This window comes from Parapedobacter deserti (assembly GCF_042646065.1).
Taxonomy (GTDB): domain Bacteria; phylum Bacteroidota; class Bacteroidia; order Sphingobacteriales; family Sphingobacteriaceae; genus Parapedobacter; species Parapedobacter deserti.
The window spans coordinates 1-625 of sequence record NZ_JBHRTA010000041.1 but is presented as its reverse complement, the minus strand read 5'-3'; the positions used below and the strand labels follow the sequence as shown (position 1 = coordinate 625).

The window sequence follows — 625 nt, the reverse complement described above, 5'->3', positions numbered from 1 at the left end:
TCAAAATTGCGAAGGGAGCTATCAGTCAAGATGAAGAAAGTACAACTATTACCTTTAATGACAACTATTCATCTTATGTGGAAGAAGGAACATATAATTCTGCTCAGAGACTATATGAATTTGCCGGAAGAAATACAGATGTTGGTTTGTCGGCAAAAATATTTCTCACATCCACCCAAGTGGAATACCGGTACCTTCTGGGTATTTTGGGATAGCGCCAGGAAATCCACTAAGCTTGACTCCCAATCCGTCGAGTCGATTAGGAGATGCAGAAAACGCAAGGAGAACCCGCGACTTGCCGGGTTTCGGCATAGTTGGATTCGACGTATATGCACCGAAAAATAATACCAGAACAATTTACGATGGATATGGAAAAGCAAGAATTATCCCGATACGCTAAGTTAAAGATATTAATCACACTATGTTTTGTTTTTGTGGCTTGTGCTCACGAAAACAAAACACAAAATTCAAATGAGTCTAACAGCAAAGGGAAGACGGATAAAGAATATCCATGCCCATCGGAAAAACTTTCAGAAAATCCGGTTGATTCGAATGTGTTTGAGAGGATACTTATTACTTATATAGAAGAAGAAAAAATAAGCGAAGAAAGAAATTTCATATATGT

The 625-nt window shown here is 38.1% G+C and carries 2 protein-coding genes; both read left to right on the top strand.

Annotated features, from left to right (window positions below; genetic code table 11):
- On the top strand, positions 1 to 215 hold a 215-nt coding region (locus ACFOET_RS17720; protein WP_379025157.1), incomplete at its 5' end, for a hypothetical protein.
- Between the two features lie 153 nt (positions 216 to 368).
- On the top strand, positions 369 to 625 hold a 257-nt coding region (locus tag ACFOET_RS17715; protein ID WP_379025155.1), incomplete at its 3' end, for a hypothetical protein.